Source organism: Enterococcus canintestini (genome assembly GCF_001885735.1).
Lineage (GTDB): Bacteria > Bacillota > Bacilli > Lactobacillales > Enterococcaceae > Enterococcus_C > Enterococcus_C canintestini.
In genome coordinates this window covers 1-17,460 of the sequence record NZ_JXKG01000009.1, presented here as the reverse complement: position 1 = coordinate 17,460, position 17,460 = coordinate 1, and the positions used below count along the sequence as shown (strand labels likewise).

Genomic DNA, 17,460 nt, shown 5'->3' with positions numbered 1-17,460 from the left:
TATAATGACGGAGGTGTTAATTTGGAAGAAAAGTACTATCAACTACTAAAAGAAAAATTTCCCCAAAAAGAACAAGTTTTAACAGAGCTCATCAATTTAGAAGCAATTGTACAACTACCAAAAGGAACAGAACATTTTGTTAGTGATCTTCATGGTGAATTTGATGCCTTTGATCATGTCTTGCGCAATGGTTCAGGTAGTGTAAAAGAAAAAGTCAAAGAGTGTTTTCAAGCTGACCCGAATGTTCCCATTCGCGATTTATGTACACTCATTTACTATCCCGAAGAAAAACTGGCTTTACAAAAAGCCACCTTAACAAACACAGAGTTAATTGCTTATTATGAAGAAAATATTCCTTATCTTTTACAAGTTACCAATTACGCTGGGCGTAAATACACCCGTTCTAAAGTGAGAAAAGCCCTCCCGCCTCAATTTGCTTATATCATTGAAGAATTATTAACTGAGGTTGATACTAAAAAAGATAAAGTTGATTATTTTGCGACGATTATTCAGCGTATTATTACTTTAAATCAAGCTCCTGCACTGATTACTGCCCTAGCTAAAACTATTCAGCGACTAGTGGTAGACCATCTGCATGTCGTAGGCGATATTTACGATCGTGGCCCAAAACCTGATTTTATTATGGAACGACTGTGCACTTTACCTTCTGTCGATATTCAGTGGGGCAATCATGATATTGTTTGGCTAGCAGCTGTGGCGGGTTCTCCTGTGGCGGTGATGAATTTGCTCCGTATTTCTTCTCGCTATGGCAATTTAGATATTTTAGAGGAACGCTATGGCATCAATTTACGACCATTAGCAAACTATGCCCAAAAATATTATCAGCCCAAAACTGCGTTTAATGTTAAAGCTGAAAACATTCACGAGTTTTCAAAAAGCGAGCAAATTTTATTAAATCAGATGCAACAAGCAACAGCAATTTTACAATTTAAACTAGAAGGGCAATTAATTGAACGGCGACCAGAATTTCTATTAGATCAGCGTAATATGCTAACCTTTATTGACTACACTAACCAAACAATTACATTGCAGGGGCAAAAATACCCGCTCATTGATTTTCAAGCGCCAACAATTGATCCACTTAATCCGCTAGCTTTAACACTAGAAGAAGAAAACTTAGTTACACGGCTTTTGACTTCAATCCAAGCATCTGAAAAATTAAAACGCCACATGGACTTTTTAATAGAAGCGGGTGCGATGTATTTGTGTTACAACGGCAATTTATTATTTCACGGCTGTATTCCACTACATGAAAATGGTGATTTAAAATCACTCCGTATTAATGGTCAGAACTACGCCGGCAAGAGCCTATTAGATTTTTATGAAGAACAAGTACGAAAAAGTTATCAAAATCCTCATTGTCATTTTGATTTAGCAACAGATATGTTGTGGTATTTATGGACTGGCGAGCGTTCTTCTTTATTTGGTAAAGAAGCTATGACGACATTTGAACGCTACTATATCGCCGACAAAAAAACACATCGCGAAAAGAAAAATGCCTATTACACTTTGCGTAATGACGAAACCATTTGTCAAGAGTTATTAGCAGAATTTGACTTGCCTGATTACGGTCATATTATTAACGGTCACACCCCAGTCAAAGAAAAAAAGGGCGAAGATCCAATTAAAGCCAATAGTAAACTAATTGTCATTGATGGCGGATACGCCAAAAGTTATCAAAAAACTACCGGCATCGCTGGCTATACTTTATTGTCAAATAGCTATGGGATGCAATTAGCCGCCCACCAACCATTTACATCTGTCACGGATGCGGTAATAAATGGTACTGATATTATTTCAGTCAAGCGTTTAGTGGCAGAAGTACCCAATCGAACCAAAGTCAAAGCAACTAATATCGGTACTAAAATTTGTCGTGAGATGGCAGACCTACAGTATCTCTATCAAAACTTTGATAAAATTTAAGTAAAAAATCACAGTTTACGCCTAAAACGAAGAGAAACCTTGTCCTTATGCTTTTTCTGATCGGTTTAATTGCCAACACAACTCATCAAAGAGTTTAAAAACAAGCGTAGTAACGCTTGTTTTTTTCTTTTATGCATTTTTTTATTCATATATAACCCTTTAATATCAGAATGAAAATCGTTTACATTCATTTTCTTTTCATTATTTTATCAGATAAAAAGAAAAACGTTGAATTTTTTGGTGAAATAAAATAAGATACTAACATCTTACAAAAAGAAAGAAGGATGAAAGATGACTTCAATTTCCGTACAAGATTTTAACTTGCTACGTCAAAACGAAGCGCTGAACATCTTAGATATTCGCGACTCGCAGGATTTTGAAATGAGCCATTTACCACATGCCATTTCTTTACCCGCAACAAGCTTACCTAACGAATTAAACAAATTAGATAAAAATGCGACCTATTACGTAATCAGCTACTCCGGACGTCGCTCAGAAATTATCGCGAATTTCTTAGAAAATCACGGTTACAAGGCAATTCATGTAATTGGCGGTATGCGTGATATTAAACAATTAGCAGCTTAAAAACGAAAGTGTGACAAGCCTCGCTTCTAACACACTATTTTTCTGTAAAAAGAACCGTGACCAAAATGGCCACGGTTCTTTTTTATTCATCTTCTGTTTCTTCATGATAGTATTGGGAAACATCTTTATACCATTCAAAAAGATGCGTAATGAGGACTTTTGCCGCTGCGTAGACAGGAATTCCCAAAATGACCCCGACCACACCAAATAACTTACCAGAAGTCAATAATACTAATAAAATAGTCACCGGGTGAACAGAAAGTTCATTACCTAAAACTAATGGTGAAATTAAACGACCTTCAATAGTTTGTTCAATGACAAACACAACTAGTACTTTCACTAACATTACTGGCCCTGCCACAATCGCTAAAAAGATAGCGGGAACCATGGCTAAAAATGACCCTAAATAAGGAATCAAATTCAAAAAGCCAGCTGCGACACCTAATGTCACAGAATAATCCAACCCGATAATCGAAAAGCCGATAATAAACATGATAGCCACAGCAAAAGCAACTGTCAGTTGCCCTCTAATATAAGAGGAAACTTGCTCGTTCATTTCTTTTAAAACTTTTAGTGTTGGTTTACGCATTTTATTGGGTAAAAATTTAACAAAATATGGAGCTAAATTCCGGCCATCCTTTAAAAGATAAAATAAAATGAAAGGCATTGTAAAAATAGCCACTAAAGTAGAGGCGACCGCCCCGACAATTTTTCCTAAACTAGAGATAGTTGAGCTGGAAATATTACGAATAAAATCGGTCAGCCAAGTAGTAATCTTATCGCCATAGCTATCAAATTGATCTTTAAATGTACCAAAAATCGGATCATTTAAAATTTCATTGGCTTTTTGGTCAATAACATCTAAATAATTGGGAAAATTATCGATAAAACTTGCGGTTTGTTCCCGAATTTTCGGGACAATAACCACCACGCCCCAAGTAATTAAACCAATTACAAGTAAAAACAATAAGAAAATGCTGTAAATTCGTTTTAACCCTTTTTTCTCCAAATAATCAACAGCTGGATTCATTAGATAATAAAAAACGCCTGCTAAAACAATCGGTAAGCCGACGACACCAACAAACTGTGCGATAGGCTCAAATAAATATGAAACTTTAGTAAAAGCATTTAAAATCAATAAAATCAATAAAATAATCAATAAGGCGGTCACAAACTGATTATTTAAAAACCATTTCCAAAACCAAGATAACCTTTTTTTATCTTTCTCCATTTTAAAACCTCCGTTTGGCACTTTAGGCCTTTAGAAATATAAAATAAGTTCAACTGCACTTTTATGGATACGTAATCGTCATCCCTACTTCTAATTGTGGCACTTCAAAAGGTGTAAGATAGACACCATTGACAATACTGTCAGTTACTGGCACCTCATCAAATATAAAAGAAGCATGTTGAATTTCATGAAGCCCTTTTAATGCGGTATTGCCAACATGAGTCACCGTATATTTAGCTTCACCAAAACGAATTTCGTCTCCTTTTTTTAAAGTGATCTTATCAGCTTTTGGTACATCTTGGATAATTGCGTAAGGCTTTAAACCTTTTGTGGCACTTTCATCAAAGAAAATTAATAATTTTTCGTCGGCATCAATTGCCTCTTTCCCGATTGCTGTAATTTTTCCTGTTATCATTTAATCGTTACCTCCTATATGTTTATAACATTTCGTTTGAAATTCATTTTAAAATATCGTGATTGGTCCATAAATCCAACTCACACAAAAAAAGACTGGTTTCAATTTTGTTTATCAAAAGAGACTTTTTTACTTTTATACTCATTTTTTTATTGTAGTTTTAACAGTTTTTATTATAACATACCTGATCTTTTCTCTAACTTCTAAAGCGGATTCTTTGTGGTAGAATAGAAAAGAGAGTGAAGTATTTAAAGCAAAAATTTTTCTTAAGAAAAATTTGGCAATAATTGGTAGGAGGATGACTTATGTTACATCACTTATTATTAGGAACTTATACAAGACGTGAAAGCGAAGGAATTTACCGTATTACCCTCGATACAGAAAAAGAACAATTGCTAGATTTAAGTTTGGCCACTAAAGAAAACAGTCCAACTTATTTAGCCCAAAGTAACGCTAAAAATCTTTATACTGTGACAGCTGTTGACGGCAATGGTGGTTGTGGTGCTTATGATAAAGACTTTAACTTTTTAAATGCCGTAACAAAAGAAGGAGCTCCACTGTGCTACGTGGCAGTTGATGAAGAGCGCCAATTAGTTTATGGAGCTAATTATCATTTAGGTGAAATTAGTGTCTACGGTTTAAAATCAGATGGTAGTCTTAAACCTGGTGTGGTAATTAAGCACGATGAACCTACCGGCAGTAATGAAAATCAAGATAAACCCCATGTTCACTATACCGATTTAACTCCTGATAAACGCCTTGTCGTTTGTGATTTAGGAACTGACCGAGTGTACACTTATAACGTTAGTGAAACAGGAGAGTTAGACGAAGTAGCCATTTATCAAACCGAAGATGGTGCTGGTCCCCGTCATTTAGTTTTTCATCCTACGAAAAATATCGCCTACTTATTAGGTGAATTAAATAGTACGCTGACTGTTTTAAGTTACAATCCTGAAGATGGTAGCTTTACTGAAATCATGCAAGATTCCTTGTTACCAAAAGATTTTACTGGAGCAAATGGTGGCGCAGCAGTGCGCATTAGTCCAGATGGTCGCTTTATTTATGCATCTAATCGCGGACATAACTCAATTGTTGTTTTTGCCCTTTCAACAGATGGATTGACGATTGAAAAAGTCCAAACAATCAGCACTGAAGGTGATTTCCCACGGGATTTTGCCCTTGACCCAAGTGGCAAATATGTCGTTTGTGCTAATCAAAACAGCGATAATTTAACTCTTTATACCCGCAATCAAACTGACGGTACCCTAACCACTGTCCAAAAAGATGTGTATGCACCAGAATGTGTCTGCGTCTTATTTGAAGACTAAAGAAAAGAATTGGAGGAACCCCCATGTTTACCAAAACACCAATTGAATTATTACTAAAAGATTTTTCAAACTTATTAAATAAATGCCAGTCCGTTTGTGATTTAGTGAGTACGCGCCGCTATAACGAAAACTTAGCAATTTTAACTACCTCAGAAGGTTACGCAATTGCCGAAAAAGCTTATATTCGCTGCGATCAAAATACGGAGTTACAAACCAAAGAAGTTGAAGCATTCGTGAATGCTTTTGACGATTTTTATTTTGAACTTAAACAAGTTTTATTCCATGACGATGACGACATTACTAGTTTAAAAGCGCGACTTAGTACTATGCAAAGTCAATACGAAGCGTTAACGCAATCTTTTAATCTGTTATAGGAGAATATATTATGAATCAACAAGAAGCATTGGACCGTTTAAAAGAAGAATTAAAACTACCTTATTTCAATGGAAAAATTGAAGAAAAGGAATATAGCGAAGAAGAATATCAAAAAATGAAACGTGATTTAATTAAATATTTTGATGACTACGTTCGCAACGTAGAAAATTAAAATATTAGAGGTTGTGACAAAAGCGACCAGCTTCTGTCACACTGTTTATCCGAAAAGAGAGGTGTGACAAGAATATTGTCACACCTCTCTTTTTAGCATATAAACGGTGCTAGAAAAGTGACTGCTACTTATAAGAAGAAATTTCACAAAAAACTTGAACAGTAATTTTATTAAAAATATTTCTTATTTCATAAAGCCCACCACTTCTATTGCGACCTCACCTTTTATTTTCTAATTACAATTCGTCTATTTTTTAAGTTCTAAAAATTTGGTAGCGACATTTTTCAAAAAAGTTTCATCGTGCTCCACAATTAACATTGTTGGTTGCACAGACTGAATGACTTCTTCTAGCTGCTCCTGGTTAAAGACATCCAAATAGTTTAACGGCTCATCCCAAATAAATAATTCCGCAGGCGTTGCAAGTGACTTGGCAAGTTCAACGCGTTTTCTTTGTCCCATGCTCATATCTTCAATTTTATTAAAAAAAACTTCTCGCTCAACACCCAATTTGCGTAAATTATTTAACAAGTCTTCATAATTCAAATGGTGACTTTCTGCAAATTCCACTAAACTTCCCCGATTATCCTCATAATTTTGACGCACATAGCTAATTGTAAGTTTTTGAGGACGATTGACTTTTCCTTTGACGCTTCCTTCAAAGGTATTTTGTAAATAATGAATTAAAGAAGATTTACCAGCACCATTTGCTCCCATAATTGCTAAGCGGTCTCCTTGATGCAATTCAAATGTAATTGGTTTGAATAATGCAGAACTATCAGGATATTGTAATGTTAAGTCTTCTACTTGAAGTAATAATTTGTGGTGGCTTGGCGCAAAATTTAATTTCAAAGTATTAACCGTTTCAATATCTTTTAATAATTCTGCCTTTTGGGACATTTGCTCTTCTAGGCGATTTACAATCGCTTTTGCCCGTTTCATCGTTCGCGCAGCATCTGCTCCTACTGCTCCTTTATTTACCCGTCGTAACTCGGTATCGATGAAACCTTTTGACTTTTTAGTTTTATCACCTTCTCGAGAACGAGCCCACTCAGCTTTTTCTGCGGCAGTTTGTTGTAAGCGGCCAATTTCTTTTTTTATTTTCGTATTTTGCTCTAATTCATATTGATCGCGTAATTGTTTTTGTTCTTCGTAAATAGAAAAATTACCTTGGTACAACACTAACTGACTTTTTTCAAGAGACAAAATGTGATCGACCACTTCATCGATAAAATGACGGTCATGACTGACCACAATAAAACCTTGCTTTTTCTTTTTCAAATATTGCGCTACTTGCTTTCGACCTAAGACATCTAAATGATTAGTCGGTTCATCAATTAAAGGAAAATTCGCTTCATCGACAAATAGCAAAGCCAATAAGACTTTGGTCTGCTCTCCACCTGAGAGACTAGCAAATGGCCGCCACAAAACAAGTGGATCCACCCCAAGTAAATTTAATTCTCGTTCTAACTGCCATTGTTCAAAAGCAGCTACTTCATTTAACGCATAAAATGTGATTTGATTTTTATCGACTAATTTTTGCGGAAAGTACGTAAAAGTCATTTGATGCGTAATCTGTCCTTCATAAGAAAATTTATTTTGCAATAAATTCAATAAAGTTGTTTTCCCTCGCCCATTACGGCCAATTAAGCCTAATTTCCAACTGGTATCAATTATTAAATTACTATGATCAAACAGTAATGTCCCTTGATTATCAAAACCAAAAGTTAGATCATGTATTTTTATCACTGGCATATTCTCACCTCATAAAAGGGCGTAAAACTGATTTTTGCTTAAAAATTCTGCTGGCGCGATTAATTTAAATTACGCACTAGCTTATTTTTAGCCTAAATCTACTTATAGCCCCAAAAAGAACCCTTCCTATTTTCAGGAAGGGTTCTCTACCAGAGATATGACAATAAATAAGGTAAACAAAAAGACCTTACACTGTCATTTAACCAATCCTGAAAATCTGCACACGAATCCCTTGGTCGTTCCAAGTTTTTCGTCTGAATGCAGCTTCAACAAATTGGTTAAAATTTCAATGCAAGATCCCTCATTTCGTTTTTAATAAGAAAAGAATAGCATGGTTTTAAAAATTTAACAATCTATTTAGATACAGCAAAAGTAAGAAAGTATCATAAAAAAGCATCTGGATCCAAATAAAAAAACAAATAATTTATTTTTGATTAATATTTTGATTATTCATTTCTTTTTTTTGTTTTTATTACGAAAAAAAATTTCCTATCAGTTTGTCTAAAAATACAAATCGACAGCTATCTTTTTTTAGTTTATGCGCACAAAAAACCATTGGGTTGGTTAGGCCCAATGGAAAAAGGAGTAATTACTCTCAAATGGAGTAAAATGAAAAATAAAAAGGTTGTTGTTGGTTATGTATTTAATATAAACGACAACTTATTTTTTGTCATAAAAATAACGTTATAGTTAAATTAGATAACTCTCGTTTTGCTAATTTCACTGTCACTACCTCGATTACGTTTTCCAAGTAGTTTTATAAAATTGATTATTTCTAAAGAAAAGATAAAAAATTCACTTTTAAATGATTATTTCTTTAGTCAAACCAACAAAAAAAGAGGTTGCAACAGAAGCGACCAGCTTCTATTGCACCGTTTATTCGAAAATAGAAGGTGTGACAAAAGTCTTGTCACACCTTCTTTAAACACTTTTATCTTTCAAATTTACTTCTTACCAAGTAATAAATTGGTCATCCGTTGAATTGAAAATGAAATTTCATCTGTTGCTTCATCTTGTTTTGTTTCAGAAGCATCAAAGGCTTTCGTATCAATTCCATGTTCTGTTTGTAGACTGGCAATCATCTCATCGCAACCAGCGACGTATTTTTCATAAGAACGTTGAAATTTTTTATGAATTCCCATTACTTTAGCAGGAGGACGTAATTTTTCAATTTGCGCTAACATCGCTTTGTATTTTTTAGTACCGGCAGTAAAGACATCAACTACTTCAGCAATTTTTTCAGGTGTTAATTCTGCTAATTTGTCTTCATCAATTGCCTTCCGAATAATTTCATAATGAGGATTCATCTCTTCCCCAATTTTTTCAGTATCTTGTACGATATCATTAATATTTTGGACATAATAACCAAGATTTGGTCTCACAGTTATTCCTACTTTCTTTTTTGTGATACTTTCATTTTAGCGGTTTTTCGACTAATTAGAAAGTATTCTCGAAAAAAAGGGTTATTTTTTGCAATTTTTTTAAGAGTCTTGGAAAATATAGGCAAAGGTGGTGATGTGAGATGACACAAACAAACACGCTGCAAGAATACGCTAAATTAAGCAGTGAAGATAGTCTCGCAAAGATAAATAGTTCAAAAAATGGGCTTACCGATCAAGAAGTCCAAAAAAGATTGGAAAAATACGGTAAAAATGTAATCGCAACTACCCAAAAGCAGTCTATGCTTAAAACATTTTTGACCAACTTCACCAGTATGATGGCTATTTTACTATGGATTGCCGGCTTTATTGCCCTTTTAACTGGTACACCAGAATTAGGAATTGCAATTTGGCTCGTAAATGTTATTAATGGTATTTTTAGTTTCTGGCAACAATATCGCGCCCAACAAGCTACAAGCGCACTGCAAAAAATGTTACCTAGTTACGTGAAAGTCATCCGTAACGGGCAAGCAAATAAAATTTTAGCGGCTGATTTAGTCCCTGGTGATATTGTTACTTTAAATAGTGGTGATAACATCCCCGCTGACGGTCGCCTGTTAACTGCTGACAGTTTAGAAGTTAATCAATCGTCTTTAACAGGTGAATCCACTACCGTCAATAAAGAAATCGAGATTCAAACAGATGAGGCATTAAAAAGTGCTGGTAAATATGCCGAAGCCAATTTAGTTTACGAAGGAACTTCTGTAGTCAACGGCAGTGGGGTATTTGTCGTTTTAGCGACTGGGATGGACACAGAATTTGGACAAATCGCTTCATTGACGACTTCTGTAACCGACGTGAAAAGTCCCTTACAAAAAGAATTAGATATTTTAACTCGTCAGCTTTCCATCATAGCCATTGGAATTGGTATTTTATTTTTTATCGCTGCGGTCTTTTTTGTCGGTTATCCTTGGCCGAAAGCATTTATTTTTGCCCTTGGCATGGTGGTAGCTTTTATTCCAGAAGGTTTACTGCCGACAGTTACACTATCTTTGGCGATGGCGGTTCAAAAAATGGCAAAAAAGAATGCGTTAGTTAAACATTTGAACAGTGTAGAAACACTAGGTGAAACAACAGTAATTTGTTCAGATAAGACGGGTACTTTAACCAAAAATGAAATGACAATTGAAAAAGTATGGCTACCTGAGTCAAGCTACACCGTTTCTGGGACAGGTTATGAACCAAATGGTATTGTTAAAAAGGGAGACACACGAATTGATCTATCCCAAGAAAAAGATTTACTACAACTATTGCGCATCGGCAGTTTATGTAATGATTCTGCCATTGAAGAAAAAAATGATCACTATCAACTCGTCGGTAGCCCTGATGAAGGTAGTATTTTAATTTTAGCTAGTAAAGCCGATTATGATTTAAGCGATGAACAAAAAAATTATCCTCGAAAAAGCGAACTTCCTTTTGACTCAAAACGTAAACGCATGTCCACTATTCATACCCATGATAATCAGCAATACGTTTTTACCAAAGGTGGCATTACCGAAGTTTTAAGCTGTTGTCAGAGTTATTTAAAAAATGGCCAAGTCGCGCCTTTAGACGATACTCTCAAAAAGCAAATTTTAACTCAAAACGATCACTTCGCAAAAGAAGGGCTCCGCACGTTAGCTTTTGCCTATCGTCCACTAAAGCCCAATGAAGAATTAACAATTGAGAACTGCGAACAAAATTTGATTTTTGTCGGCATTACCGCCAGCCAAGATCCACCACGGGAAAATGTGATCGAGGCAATTCAAAAATGTCACGATGCGTCGATCCGTATTATTATGGTCACTGGCGATTACGGTCTAACTGCTGAAAGTATTGCTCGCAAAATCGGTATTGTTAAAAGTGATGATGTGCGGGTTATTACTGGGGATGATTTAGCTGCTATGGATGAAGCAACCTTAAAAGAAAATTTACGTCATGAAGTTATTTTTGCCCGTGTAGCGCCAGAGCAAAAATATCGTGTCGTTTCCACCTTGCAAAGTTTAGGGGAAGTAGTTGCCTCCACTGGTGACGGTGTAAATGACGCCCCTGCTTTAAAAAAAGCGGATATTGGCGTTGCGATGGGTATTACAGGCACTGATGTTGCAAAAGAAGCGGCAGATATGATTTTAACTGACGATAATTTCACCTCAATTGTCAATGCGATTGAAGAAGGACGGACTGTTTACAATAATATTCGTAAATTTTTACTTTATATTTTAAATAGTAATATGCCTGAAGCAATTCCATCACTACTATTTTTACTATCAAAAGGTACTATTCCTTTACCTTTAACGGTTATGCAAATTTTGACCATTGATCTTGGTACTGACATGCTTCCTGCCTTAGGACTAGCCACTGAACAAACGGAAGCTGGCACTATGAAAAAGCCACCCCGCAAACAATCTGAACATTTGTTAACCAAACAGATTATCATCAAAGCTTTTGGTTTTTATGGCCTAATGGCTTCATTTATTTCCATTGGCGCTTACTTTTTTGTCAATCACCTAAACGGTTGGCCAGCTGTCGCATTGGCAGCAAACGGGAAAGTTTATCTCATGGCTACCACTATGACACTAGCGGCAATTGTTTTCTGTCAAATCGGTGCTGTTTTTAACTGTCGGACTGAAAAGCAATCCTTATTTGAAATTGGCTTATTTTCAAATAAACGCATTTTAGGGGGAATCATTTTTGAAATTATCTTAATCACATGTTTGATGTATCTTCCCTTCTTACAAAAATTATTTGGCACGACTGGCATTCAACTTAAAGACTGGTTATTTTTAATTTGTATCCCATTGCCACTTATCTTGATTGAAGAAATTCGCAAAAAAATTATACGCAGTCATTAAATTTAAGAGTCAAAAATGTCTGTGACAGAAGTAACCTACTTCAAAAACTAAGAAGGAATTTCAAAAAAATGACTTTTCAAATTTTTGCGAAATTTCAGCTTATTAAATAAGAAGCTGCTTCTGCCATACCATTTATTTTCAAAAAAAGTTGTGACAAGAGTCTTGTCACAACTTTTCTTTATCTTTATTAACTTACCGGATGCGCTGCCTGTGTGTGTCGTTGATTCAAAATAAATCCGACCACAATTGTAATTATAGGTGCTAATAACGGAAAAAAGGCAAACGGTACATATGCTAGTGCACTTACTTTCAAAGTTCCTGCAATAAAGGTACCACTAACGCCCCAAGGAATTAAGGCATTAACGCTCGCTCCGGCATCCGCTAGCGTTCTAGTTAAATAGCGATTGTCTAACTTCGCGGTTTCAAAAGATTTTTTAAAGGTTTCGCCGGGTAAAATCACCGATAAATATTGTTCGCCCACGATAATATTTACGCCGATACTGCTTAGTGCAGTCAGACCAATTAAACGAGAAGGACGATCCATCTTATTTTTCAGTGCTTCCACAATATTTTCCACAATCTTATATTTTAACAACAAACCACCTAAAGCTAACGCTAAAATAATCAAGCTCGCCGAACCGAGCATACTCATGATACCTCCCCGAGATAAAAGCGTATTTAACTTTTCACTGTCGGTTTCCGCTTTAAATCCATTCATCAAAATATCGGCTACTTTTTGAACTGTTAAACTTTGATCGTGAATAAAACTAATAACCACTGCTACTGTTGCACCAGTTAAAAGGGTCGCAATTGCGGGGATTTTTTTTATTGCCATCACAAATAGCACCACCAACGGAATTAAAGTCCACGGTGAAATCCAGAAATTATTTTGCATACTCGTAATCATCTCATTGACACTGGTTAAATTTGCGGTTTTATTCGTGTGACCTAAGAAAATATAAAGTAAAAAACTAATTGCAAAGGCGGGTAAATCCGTAAAACGCATATTGGCGATGTGTTGAAACAAATCAATTTCCCCAATACCAGCGGCTAAATTCGTCGTATCTGATAAAGGTGAAATATTATTGCCTAAAAATGCCCCTGAAACAACTGCGCCAGCTGTGTAAGCATCGTGAAATCCTAAAATATGACCAATTCCTAAAAAAGCAATCCCAATCGTTGAAATAGTGGTAAATGAGCTACCAACTGTTAAACCTACAATCGAACAAACAACAAATACTGTCGGTAAGAAAAAGCGAACCGAAATAATTTTAAAGCCATAGACCATGATAGTAGGAATCGTTCCGGCTAAAATCCAAGAAGCGACCAATACCCCAATGAGTAAAAAGATAATAATAGGAATAATTCCAGGTGTTATCCCATTAATAATGCCTCCATGAATATCATCCCACGAAAATTTCCTCACACGTCCATATAAAAGTAACAACATAAAAACAAATAAAATAGGAATATGCGGACTTAATTGAAAGCCAATAATTAAGATACCTAAAATAGCTAACATAGCCGCTAAAATCGCAGCACTTTCTTTAGTAGAAATTTTTTTCACAACAATACCTTCTTTACACTTTGTCTTTAAAATTAAGATAAAAGTTTTTTCATAGTAAAAACGCCCTGCCGCAAGGTCTTACGACAGGACGCTTAAAAAGTTGTTAATGACTATGATGCAAGTGGTCTGCAGAATTGTCACTAACAGCAACTTTCCAGTCATTTTTCTTAAAGTGATTAATGACCAAAGGAATAACAAACATCACAATTGCAATTGCCGCAACAAGTAATGCGTTTGCTAAAGTTGAAGTTCTTAATGTCGCATACGTAACGACTACAATTGAAAATAGCAACATCAAACTAACAACCCACACAAAGGCGTTACCTTTTTTACCAATCCGGTATGGGCGTGCCATTTCAGGACGGTGTTTGCGCAATTCTAAAACAGAAATCGCAATTAAGACATAAACGATACAATAAACAATGGTTGTCGCATTTGTTAAAGTTAAGAAAACTGCGCTAACGTCATCCATTACCCCATATAATAAGGCAAACAATGAAATGACAATAGATTGGGTTAAGACAACATTTTTAGAAACGCCGTATTTGTTTTCTTTTTGGAAACCAAATTTTGGTGGTAAGAAACCTTCTCTGGCAACTTGAATAATTGTTTTTGAAGGGCCTGTTACCCAAGCTGAAAGTTGTAATAATACCCCAATAAAGACCATGAAACTGAAAATATTCCCAATAATTTTTGGTAAACCTAAAATTTCACAGTAAATAATGATTGGTTGCGTAATGTTGGCTAATTCCATTTTTCCAGCAGGAACTACATTTGCAACTAACATCGCATTAATCACATTTAATAAAACCAAACCAATTAAAGCAATGAAAACACCTTTTGTATAGTTCTTAGTTGAATCTTTTAATCGTGGCATATAAACAGAACTCATTTCAATCCCAACGAAAATAAAGCTAATCCCTGCTAAATATTTTAACGTTTCAATGTGTTGTAAATCTGGTAACATTTTAGACCAAGAAAAAGCACCCAAATAGCCGTTTGAAACTAAACCGACTTTGAAAAATGCAAAAAGACCTAAAACAAACATGACCACAACTGGAATATAAACCCCTAGCCAAACACCGATGTTCCCACCAACTTTGGCCATATCAAATTTTAAATTCAAAATGGTAATAATCCAATAAATAATTAAAATACAAGCTAAAACAAACCAGTGATTATTGCCTAACGCCACATTACCAAATGTATTACCTAAAAGAGGCCCTAATGTCGAAGCAACCATTACCATTCCTGGGAACATTTGCACCCACAATAGCCAAGCGACAACAAATCCCCATTTACTACCTAAAGCAGTTTTTACCCATAATTGGGGGCCACCTTCTTCAGGTAACATGGTAGAAAGTTCACCGGAAATCATTGAAATTGGGCCGGCAAAAAAGACAACCGCAAAAATGGAATAGAAAATTAACGTCCATCCAACTGCTGCTAAAGTTGGGATACTACGAACTGTGGCACACAATGCCATTGTCAGTCCGATAAAAGTACCCAAGCTAATTTTATTAATATCTGACTTACTCACTTTTGACACGCTCCTTAAAATTGGACCGCAGTCGATCAGTTGCCAGACGGCAACTGATCCTGCCGTCTTCTAACTGATTAGTGTGCTGAATGTACTAATTTTTCTGCATAGATTTTTTCCAATTTTTCTTGAAGCGCAACTTTAATTTTTTCAGCATATTCTTCAAAGTTTTCTGCTTTGTTCATGTATGGTGTCATAACGCTAGCACGTAAAACGGTAATTTTTTCAACCCGACGCCATTCTGCATCTGAAAAACCAAGTTGGTTCACAAATTGTAATGGGCTATCACCATAATCTGGGATTGCAAAGTCAGTATGAGAAGTTAAGAATTCATTGCCGTAAATGCTACCTTTGACATATGAAGAATAGTCGTAAACATCATGGTTTAATTTGTTCATCGCTTCTAAGTCATCGTTGCCTTTTTCTTTAAAGACATAATCCACCATGTTGAAATCTGGATAAGTTAGTGGATGTACTTCAATTTCTTTGTCGCCAACTTTAAAGGATAAGTTGTTTAAGAAATTAAAGAAACGATGTGAGCCTTCAATTGAGGCACCCATTAATTTACCGTAACCAGCAACGTTTAATGGCAAGACATGGTGAGCAGCCCAAACACTAGCAGCTGTAGCACCAGCTTTAGAACCTTCTAAAATATAAGCCCCAAGTAGCGCTGGAATATCCGCACCTTTTTCAAATACATAAGTTGCAAAGTATGAGATAACGTCACGCATACGAATATCTTGAATAACAATCCCACCAGCTGAATAAGGAACATAGCCCATTTTATGTGGGTCGATTGTAACAGATTCAGCTTCTTCAATCGCACGATAAGCGTTGTAAACTTCTTCTAAAATATAATTTTTATTTTCAGTGAAAACACCTTTTTCAAAATGAACATCTTTTAAGTTTTCAAAAGGAATGAAGTCATTGTTTTCATCTAAGAAAATGGCACGACCGTAACCACCATAAGCAGCATCAACGTGTAAATAGAAGTAAATGCCGTCTTTTGCTAAAACGTCACGTAAAGCGGCCATTTTATCGATTGGGTCAATAGCACCTTCTTCAGTTGAACCAACAACACCAACGACACCTAAAATTGGTGTTTGTTCTGCAGCTAATTGACGCACGATTTTTTCTAATTCATTTACATCTAAGCGATAGTTGTGATCTACAGGTACAGGAATAACTTGATCTAAACCAATCCCGATAATATCTGCAGCTTTTAACCATGAATAGTGTTTTGTTTGCGGCACTAACCATTTGCCTAATTTAGCTAAGTTTTTACCACTACGAGCAGAAGCAGCTTTAATATCGTCAATTTTATCAGGTACACTTTCTAATAAGTCCATAATTTCTTTTGTAGACATATTTAAAAGTTCCCATTCAGATTTACCGCTAACTAATTCTGGTGTTACTTCTTTCATAGCAAGTGGTAATGATTTGATATTACGGGCATACCATAAACCTTCTAAGTTTGCTAGTGAACCGTCAGCCACGATATGACCCCAACCATTTTTGTAGCTCATTAAGTGGGCAAATTCATGTCCTACTTCTTCTTCCATTTGGCTTGTTGCTGGTGATGATTCATAAGCGACATTATTACCATTCCAAAGCATAGCAAAATTGTAAGCTAGTAAAGAAGGCATTAATGTTTCTGAGTTCATATGACCCCAGTAACGTCCTGCTGTATGCCATGGCACAGAATGACTGCGCATGCGAGAAGAAATTTCTGATAAAACATCTTCCATTTTGTTGACAGTGTTTTTAAAACTTTCACTGCTTTTTTCTTCTGGCGTAATAATTGGCATGTCTTGTGGCATGTAATTTTGACGCCAGCCTAAATGCTCGTCTACTAATTCGTTTAACAAAGCTTTATAAATTTGGCCATTTTCAGCTTTGTCCCCAATAAATAGGGCATTTAGATTCAAATCGTTTCCTTGTTCACTCATGATGAACTCCTCCTAAAAAAGTATTGATAAAAATTTTGTCGTTTGTAGGTTACACCTGTTTTTTTTAAAAGTAAAATCAAAACTTGCTCCTTTTTTAATCATTTTCTTATTTATTAAATTGTTTTAAAGTTATGGTCAATTGTGAAAATTTAATAAAAGAAAAAGTGGCTTGTTTTTTATCTGAAAATTCAAAACAGGTAGATAACCACCGTTATTTATTCATTTAAAATCAACCAATTTTTTCTCTTTCGTGAATTAATTTAAATTAAGCCTCACTGTTATGGTAAATAACTTTGTGAAGTGATTTTATTTTGGTTCTATAATATTTTGTG

General features: G+C 35.4%; 13 protein-coding genes. 6 read left to right on the top strand and 7 right to left on the bottom strand.

Translation table 11 applies throughout. The annotated features are described in order from the left end of the window. Positions 1-21: 21 nt before the first annotated feature. Both RU96_RS06785 and RU96_RS06780 read left to right on the top strand, forming a co-directional pair. Positions 22-1,944 carry a fructose-1,6-bisphosphatase gene (locus RU96_RS06785; protein ID WP_071864788.1) on the top strand — a complete coding sequence of 641 codons (1,923 nt, stop codon included), beginning with the start codon at positions 22-24 and terminating at the stop codon, positions 1,942-1,944. Between the two features lie 291 nt (positions 1,945-2,235). Further along, complete coding sequence (locus RU96_RS06780) at positions 2,236-2,529, top strand: rhodanese-like domain-containing protein (protein ID WP_071864787.1); 294 nt, start codon at positions 2,236-2,238, stop codon at positions 2,527-2,529. Positions 2,530-2,611: 82 nt separating this feature from the next. Here the strand turns inward: RU96_RS06780 and RU96_RS06775 are convergent, their stop codons facing one another. Then, positions 2,612-3,760 (bottom strand): AI-2E family transporter, encoded by a 1,149-nt coding sequence (locus RU96_RS06775; protein ID WP_071864786.1) that lies wholly within the window; start codon positions 3,758-3,760, stop codon positions 2,612-2,614. 61 nt (positions 3,761-3,821) lie between these two features. After that, entirely contained in the window at positions 3,822-4,175 is a 354-nt protein-coding gene (locus RU96_RS06770; protein ID WP_071864785.1) for a PTS glucitol/sorbitol transporter subunit IIA, read from the bottom strand. Between the two features lie 305 nt (positions 4,176-4,480). On the opposite strand from RU96_RS06770, the gene RU96_RS06765 reads away from it, so the two are divergent. The 3 genes from RU96_RS06765 to RU96_RS13045 are packed head-to-tail and all read left to right on the top strand — an operon-like array spanning position 4,481 to position 6,050. Further along, a complete protein-coding gene (locus RU96_RS06765; protein ID WP_071864784.1) occupies positions 4,481-5,503 on the top strand; it encodes a lactonase family protein in 1,023 nt (340 codons plus the stop codon). Positions 5,504-5,526: 23 nt separating this feature from the next. After that, on the top strand, positions 5,527-5,877 hold the full coding sequence (locus tag RU96_RS06760) for a hypothetical protein (protein ID WP_071864783.1): 351 nt from the start codon (positions 5,527-5,529) through the stop codon (positions 5,875-5,877). A gap of 11 nt (positions 5,878-5,888) precedes the next feature. Further along, positions 5,889-6,050: a hypothetical protein gene (locus RU96_RS13045; RefSeq protein WP_095005913.1), complete on the top strand. Its 162-nt coding sequence runs from the start codon at positions 5,889-5,891 to the stop codon at positions 6,048-6,050. Between the two features lie 246 nt (positions 6,051-6,296). On the opposite strand, the gene abc-f is transcribed toward RU96_RS13045, so the two are convergent. Together abc-f and RU96_RS06750 are read right to left on the bottom strand one after the other, a co-directional pair. Continuing rightward, the gene (gene abc-f, locus RU96_RS06755) at positions 6,297-7,802 is read right to left on the bottom strand and encodes a ribosomal protection-like ABC-F family protein (RefSeq protein WP_071864782.1); all 1,506 of its coding nucleotides are present in this window, start codon (positions 7,800-7,802) and stop codon (positions 6,297-6,299) included. A 944-nt stretch (positions 7,803-8,746) separates the two neighbouring features. Beyond that, on the bottom strand, positions 8,747-9,184 hold the full coding sequence (locus RU96_RS06750; protein WP_071864781.1) for a hypothetical protein: 438 nt from the start codon (positions 9,182-9,184) through the stop codon (positions 8,747-8,749). 140 nt (positions 9,185-9,324) lie between these two features. Between RU96_RS06750 and RU96_RS06745 the strand changes: the two genes are divergently transcribed. Further along, on the top strand, positions 9,325-12,072 hold the full coding sequence (locus RU96_RS06745; RefSeq protein ID WP_071864780.1) for a cation-translocating P-type ATPase: 2,748 nt from the start codon (positions 9,325-9,327) through the stop codon (positions 12,070-12,072). 187 nt (positions 12,073-12,259) lie between these two features. Here RU96_RS06745 and nhaC read toward each other — a convergent pair whose 3' ends face one another. From nhaC to tdc, 3 genes are all read right to left on the bottom strand, one after another. Then, a complete protein-coding gene (gene nhaC / locus RU96_RS06740; RefSeq protein ID WP_071864779.1) occupies positions 12,260-13,639 on the bottom strand; it encodes a Na+/H+ antiporter NhaC in 1,380 nt (459 codons plus the stop codon). Positions 13,640-13,742: 103 nt separating this feature from the next. Beyond that, positions 13,743-15,179, bottom strand: a complete 1,437-nt coding sequence (gene tyrP, locus RU96_RS06735; RefSeq protein WP_071864778.1) for a tyrosine-tyramine antiporter — start codon at positions 15,177-15,179, stop codon at positions 13,743-13,745. Between the two features lie 77 nt (positions 15,180-15,256). After that, positions 15,257-17,128: a tyrosine decarboxylase gene (tdc, locus tag RU96_RS06730; protein ID WP_071864777.1), complete on the bottom strand. Its 1,872-nt coding sequence runs from the start codon at positions 17,126-17,128 to the stop codon at positions 15,257-15,259. Positions 17,129-17,460 lie beyond the last annotated feature (332 nt).